The sequence below is a fragment of the Psychrobacter sp. TPE 89C genome (genome assembly GCF_055522395.1).
In genome coordinates, this window is record NZ_JBVFXW010000085.1 from 1 (window position 1) to 5,781 (window position 5,781).

The following is a 5,781-nucleotide window of genomic DNA, read 5'->3' on the forward strand; positions in this document are numbered from 1 at the left end:
TAAAAGATTTTTAGCCTACTCTGAAAGCCTTATGGCGTATCGGCTAGGTAGAACTAAAAGGGAGGGATTGACGCACAACTAGGAGGGATTGACGCACAACTAGGAGGGATTGACGCACTAAAAGGGAGGGATTGACGCACAACTAGGAGTATTGTATATTAAACTCCTATTTAGGTCTAGGTGATGACAATGGTTAAGCAAAAAAAGAATAATGGTCTAGTAGTTATGGACAATAAATTAATACGTGCATCATATAAATTAACCGTAAATGAGATAAGGTTGATATTAGTTGCTATCTCACAAATGCCGAAAGATGATGAACCGGTTGATCCTAAAAAGCCATACTATATTACAAAAGATGATTTTGTACGTTTAGGTGTTGAACCTAAAAATGTAGCTCGTGATATTCGCTCAGCTTGTAAGGAACTATTAAGCAGAGTTATTACTATAAAAACGCCTATCGGTGATCTAGATACGCATTGGGTTCACAATGTGCTGCATTTTAAAAGTGAAGTTTTTGAAAAACTGAAAAGAAAATATCCTGATGCAGATAGTGATGGAGATTTTATAAGTACGTTACGTCTGCACAACTTAATGGATAGTTTGCCAATAATTGCTAATAGCGATGATAATTTAATGGCTAGAGTAGTGTTACATGAGGATATTATTCCGTATATCTCTCAATTAAAAGAACAGTTTACGCAAATCGTGCTTGATGATGTGGTTGATTTTAGTAGTTTTTACAGTTATCGAATCTATTTGATGATGATGCAGTTCCGTAGCACAGGCATTTGTACTATTAGGCTCAGCGACTTACGAGATACGCTAGAATTAAAGGATAAGTATGAAGCAACAAAGGACTTTAGGAGATGGGTTATTGATACGGCTGTTGATGAAATTAACGATAAATCTCCTTTCACTGTAACTTATGAACTGACCAAAACAGGGCGTAGGTTTACGCATTTAACTCTTAAATTCAAACCTAAAAAACCAGCTGTAAATAAGATTAAAGATGCTCATCGAGATCCTAATACAGGTGATATGTTTTCGGTTAATAGTTTTACAGATAAGCAATTAGCTAGAATTGCACGTAACCCAAATTTTATGGCAGATTATAATCACTTAGTCAGCTCTACCAGTCCAGCAGGTCAAGATGCTAACGCTTGGGAGTTTGAAATGGTGAATCGTCTTAAAAAAGACGCTTCACAGTTTAAGAAGCGTCCAATTCGAGAGTATTTAGATTAATAATATTTTCCAACCATTTCTATGTTTTCAAATTGAGGGAAATCATATGGTTTTCTAGCATTTCAATCTCTTCGTGCAGTTTCTTTAACTGTTCTAAGGTATCAAGTTCTTTTGCAAACTCTGTCCCATCAGAATAAGTAACTTCATAAACGAAAGATTGTTCGGTCACTTCTATGTTGAAGTTTGGATCTTTTATGAAGTTACTAGTCTCTTCAACTGACTCAAAAACAATAGGTTCAGAGCTTTTTCGAAGTATAATTCTAATCTCTTGAGGTAGAGCAGAAAGAGCAGACTTAACCCTATTAACATAACCATCCATTGTTGTTGGGCCAATTACTTTCAACAGCTCTTCTTTCACTTCAATTTTTTTACTTTTCGTGAAATTCTCTACAAACTTATTCACAATTAGGCTTTTCTCATCTTCATTGAGCTTGTCATCGTAGTCCATTGTTAAACCACAATTAGAGAAGGCCTCAATTATTTTTGATTTCACTACATAAAAAAGATCAATATCTCTACTTTTTATCAGTTCTCTAGCTGGTGCTGTAAAATCTCCTGCTGCAATTATGCCTAGAAATCTAGCAGTAGGATAAGTTTCTCGCATTGGCATTAGTTTGCCACTATCGTCTCTTGCCTTGTCCTTAGAGTGTCGGCTACCGCGTCTCCAAAAGCATTCCAAAAAAGCAACTGGCACACCTTGCTTTGTTGGGCTTCCACCTATTTCTAGAACGGCATCATAGTCAACCTTGTTATCGTCAAGGTCGATCCAAATGATTTTATTATTCCTTGAACTCCTAGTTACGAAACGTGTATCAACAAATAAATCAAGTTCTTCGCCTACCTTTTGCAGTAAGGGAAAAACAAAAAACTCTTCAAACCAATCGCCAATTACCTGCCCTAATTTATGTCCAGATGAAGCATTTGCCATAATTATCCCTTAATCCTTAATCTTCCTTCTTTTAAAAGAACTGTATGTGTACGATTCTTCCATTTAATATTTCTATCTCGAATTTTCTCAAATGAGGTTGATTCGAAACCAGCATTTATAGCAAGCTCACTTATGATCGTATCAACTGGAATGTATACACCATATGGTGCAGAGTCACCTATGACCCAACACATTTCAGAATCTTTTTCTAGATTTACTTTTAGGTTCTTAATTATTAAAGCTAGATCATAGAAGTATGCTGCTGCCATGGTATGGTATGCTTTTTTACCGCCTTTAGTTAATCTAACTTCTGCTAACTCGTCTACTATAGGGCGTAAGATATCTCTAACTGAAAAAAGCTCCTCGGAATCTAGCAGCAGATTTGCATCAACCTTATCTCCAGCAGAATGTTGAGAACATGATCTCATTATCGTTGGTCTAACAGCGGTTTTTAAATCTCCCCAGCTGTTAATATCTCCCCAATATGTCATTTCTAACCTTGTGGCATCCGCATAATCATAATTATTTGCATATGGCGGAGAGGTAATTACAAAGTTTGCAGGTGACGATAAAGAAAAAGGTTCTCTTACATCATGCTCATTAACTACTGCACTAGGTTGCCACTTATTAGCTTCTGCATACTCCATATCACCAAACATCAACTCGACCTTCCCTAGGAAAGCTTGTTCTACGCTTAGAACCTTAGCTTTAGTCTTGTTTGGCAGTATATATTGCCACTGAGCTGTCCCCACATTACTGCACGGGCGCAATATTGATGTTATGTTTAACCAAATCAGCTCATATATAGGATTTTCGTCTGCTAGAGCTATATATGCTAATCTTAAAGCCTCTAAGTCCTTAAAATTCTCTATGTCATAACATTTTTCTAATAAATTAACCTCATAATATCTTGAAGGATCGACATCAATTTCTTTTGAAAGGTTATACAAATCTAAGCTTTTCTTCTTAAACTCGAATCTATCTAAATGCCATAGGTGCTTAGCTTTCGCTACTCTCGCTACTAAAGGATGGCCATCGTAACCATAAGCTTTATTATCTAAAGTACAGCTAGTAAGTGTGGTTGTTCCAGAGCCAACAAAAGGGTCTAGAATCACCGCCTTTTTATCATATTTAGCTTCGAATTTTCTAACTTCATCCTCTACCCATTTTGCTGAAAAACCAGCTGAGTATTTAAACCATCTATGAACAGGTAACTTCATATTATCTAAGTAAGTACCGGATGTTGAGTTTTTATAAGACAAGGTATTTCCTTAATAGCAGCTTAGTTTATGAGCTACTATTTAATTGAGTTTTGATTCATGTGTATATTCAGCGAACACACACAGTGAGCTATTATAGGGGTTTTAACAAACATAACTACAGTGGTCAGTTAATTTGAAATGCAGTCATTGGTCTTTGACCTATAATCAAAAGATAAAGGAACAGTATTGGTATCTGCTACTTGATTGAGGAATAGCTTAATCGCTTGAGAAGGTGTTAGGCCATAGCTTTCAAACACCGTAAAGGCCTTATCCTTTAGCTCTTGATCGAGCCTGATATTATAATTAGTAGTTGTCATATTATTACTTTCCGCTTATGTAGGTACATGAACTGCAAAATAATTGTACAGATAATCAATATTTTTATAGCTCTATATCAAAACCACGACTTACAGTCCTAGTCTTTTCTTCGCTAATCTCAATAAACTGGTCAGCTTGTCGTTCGTGGCTGCTAGTTGCTTGTTCTCGCTCTCCAATACTTCGACTCGTTGCTGTAATAAGCTGCTCTGTTCGTTCAACTGACGATTGACTGCTGTCAATCGCTCTATCTGCATTTTCTGCTGTGCGGTCTTTTTTTCCAGTACGGCCGCCAGCTCGTTGCAACGCGTTAAAAAGTCGTTCATGTTCAAGCCTTATTTGCCAATTTTCAATACGTGACTGGTCTTGTTGCTGTAGTTGTCCGCTTTCACGCCCTCTATCGTCGCTATGTAGATTATCCCATCTCTCTCCACTACCTCCACCTGTGTTAGCGCCTTGGCTTCCAAAGGTGATTGCTCGATCTTCTGTGTAATCTCGGCTAATTCTGCTCTCTTGTTCTTTAGACTGAAGGCTGTCCATAAATTCATTGCGATCAGAATTAGAAAAATCAGTCCTAATGCGCCCAGCAGTCCCCCTATCATCGTTTTCCATGCCAATGCCTGTTGTAAGGCGGTTCTGCTCTCTTTTATAAGTTTGATATTCTCTGCCAAAACTTCCTCGGTTTCGTTCCTGCTTGACCTCAATAGCATACTGTAGCTTGTTAAGTGCTGTTCGGTAACGCTCTGCGCCTGTTCCTGCATAGTCTTTTCTTGCTCGGCGGCGTTCTTCTCCAAATTCTTCATTAAATTGTCTATTTTCATAGATGATGCCTTCTAATCGTATATTGCGCTTGCCGTCTGGGTTTTTAATACTGATAGATTTATCCGTTTGCCTTGCGATCTCAAAGCCTGCTTGCTGTAGCGTGTCTATTACATCTTTTCGGTCTGTGACGTTGCCCTGTTCGATTTGGTGGCTTATCACTTGTCCTATCTGCTCTTTAATTTTTCGAATATCTTGAGGTAAGTTTTGGCTGCTTAGGGTTTTAACGGCTTGGGCTTTGTCGGGGTCGTGAGGGTCTGTGAGTTTGTACTCATGGTTAGTGACTTGTTTCCAGTTCTCAACCAGTGGGCGATCTACTTTGTCAAAATAAGGCTGTAAGCGTTTACCTGTGGTTAATTCAGTATTGGCAATGACAAAATTAAGTTCTAGGCGATCTTTATCCGTATGTTCTATCCATGTGATGTTGTACTGGTCTTTCTCCAAACCTGCCAAAAGACAACTCTCAAAGCTCTCCCTAATGGCTCTTTTATGGTCATCAGGAAGATTTACCTCTTCAAAGCTCAATACACCCACTGTATGACGATTTTGGAAGCCTAGGCTATCTGACAGCCTTTTTGTTAGTTCAGGGTCGCCGGAGAGCAATCTAGCCCCTTCACGGTCATTATCTTTACCTAACAAGTAATTCATAGTCGCTCTTGCACTACCACCACCACTATTTTTCAGGAATTTAACAATCATGGCGACTAAGTACCTCGTTCAGTTGTTCCCTAATAACGGCTAGCTGTGCAAATACTCTGAGCTTGTCCGTATCTTTATCTAGGGTATTGGCTTGTTTGGCTATCTGATTAAGATTTCCACCAATGCGCCCTAAACTTGCTAAAAGCTTAGGGTCAGAATTTTTATATGGCTTAGCAATTTTTTGAGAAAGGGTAGTTTTTCTAATCCATGTTGCTAACTGGTTGCCTTCCATTCTGTCCAAAAGGGCTTGATGTTCGTCTTCGGTTAATCGAATTTTTATTTCTTTATTTCTAGTTGGCTGTGTCATTGGCTCATCTTCTTTTTGTTTTTGGTCTGCCGCTGTCACATCGGTTCGTGACAGTTGGGGTTAAGGGGTTTCCCCTTGCAAGGTCATACTGGGATTAGACGATAGTCCCCTGTATGTGTCCTTGCCCTACGTTTATAATTACATTGAGAATACATCAAATCTATAATTGATACTTACTAATTTTTAGTTATTATTTAAAGTCAAAA

6 protein-coding genes are annotated in these 5,781 nt (G+C 38.1%); 1 reads left to right on the forward strand and 5 read right to left on the reverse strand.

Going from position 1 to position 5,781, the window contains the following annotated elements; genetic code table 11:
* The first annotated feature begins 189 nt into the window (after nucleotides 1–189).
* On the forward strand, nucleotides 190–1,245 hold the full coding sequence (locus tag ACZW67_RS14045; RefSeq protein WP_465183769.1) for a replication initiation protein: 1,056 nt from the start codon (nucleotides 190–192) through the stop codon (nucleotides 1,243–1,245).
* A gap of 19 nt (nucleotides 1,246–1,264) precedes the next feature.
* Here ACZW67_RS14045 and ACZW67_RS14050 read toward each other — a convergent pair whose 3' ends face one another.
* The 5 genes from ACZW67_RS14050 to ACZW67_RS14070 form a co-directional block, all read right to left on the reverse strand.
* Nucleotides 1,265–2,173 (reverse strand): hypothetical protein, encoded by a 909-nt coding sequence (locus tag ACZW67_RS14050; protein WP_465183770.1) that lies wholly within the window; start codon nucleotides 2,171–2,173, stop codon nucleotides 1,265–1,267.
* 2 nt (nucleotides 2,174–2,175) lie between these two features.
* On the reverse strand, nucleotides 2,176–3,435 hold the full coding sequence (locus ACZW67_RS14055; RefSeq protein ID WP_465183771.1) for a hypothetical protein: 1,260 nt from the start codon (nucleotides 3,433–3,435) through the stop codon (nucleotides 2,176–2,178).
* Nucleotides 3,436–3,563: 128 nt separating this feature from the next.
* A complete protein-coding gene (locus ACZW67_RS14060) occupies nucleotides 3,564–3,752 on the reverse strand; it encodes a type II toxin-antitoxin system RelB/DinJ family antitoxin (RefSeq protein ID WP_465183772.1) in 189 nt (62 codons plus the stop codon).
* A 64-nt stretch (nucleotides 3,753–3,816) separates the two neighbouring features.
* Nucleotides 3,817–5,268 carry a relaxase family protein gene (locus ACZW67_RS14065; protein ID WP_465183773.1) on the reverse strand — a complete coding sequence of 484 codons (1,452 nt, stop codon included), beginning with the start codon at nucleotides 5,266–5,268 and terminating at the stop codon, nucleotides 3,817–3,819.
* Nucleotides 5,258–5,614 carry a plasmid mobilization protein gene (locus ACZW67_RS14070; protein ID WP_465183774.1) on the reverse strand — a complete coding sequence of 119 codons (357 nt, stop codon included), beginning with the start codon at nucleotides 5,612–5,614 and terminating at the stop codon, nucleotides 5,258–5,260. The genes ACZW67_RS14065 and ACZW67_RS14070 overlap by 11 nt, the downstream gene beginning before the upstream one ends.
* Nucleotides 5,615–5,781 lie beyond the last annotated feature (167 nt).

Coding starts and splice junctions, on each gene's coding strand:
- ACZW67_RS14045 (WP_465183769.1), top strand. CDS start 190: ATGGTTAAGCAAAAAAAGAATAATGGTCTAGTAGTTATGGACAATAAA.
- ACZW67_RS14050 (WP_465183770.1), bottom strand. CDS start 2,173: ATGGCAAATGCTTCATCTGGACATAAATTAGGGCAGGTAATTGGCGAT.
- ACZW67_RS14060 (WP_465183772.1), bottom strand. CDS start 3,752: ATGACAACTACTAATTATAATATCAGGCTCGATCAAGAGCTAAAGGAT.
- ACZW67_RS14065 (WP_465183773.1), bottom strand. CDS start 5,268: ATGATTGTTAAATTCCTGAAAAATAGTGGTGGTGGTAGTGCAAGAGCG.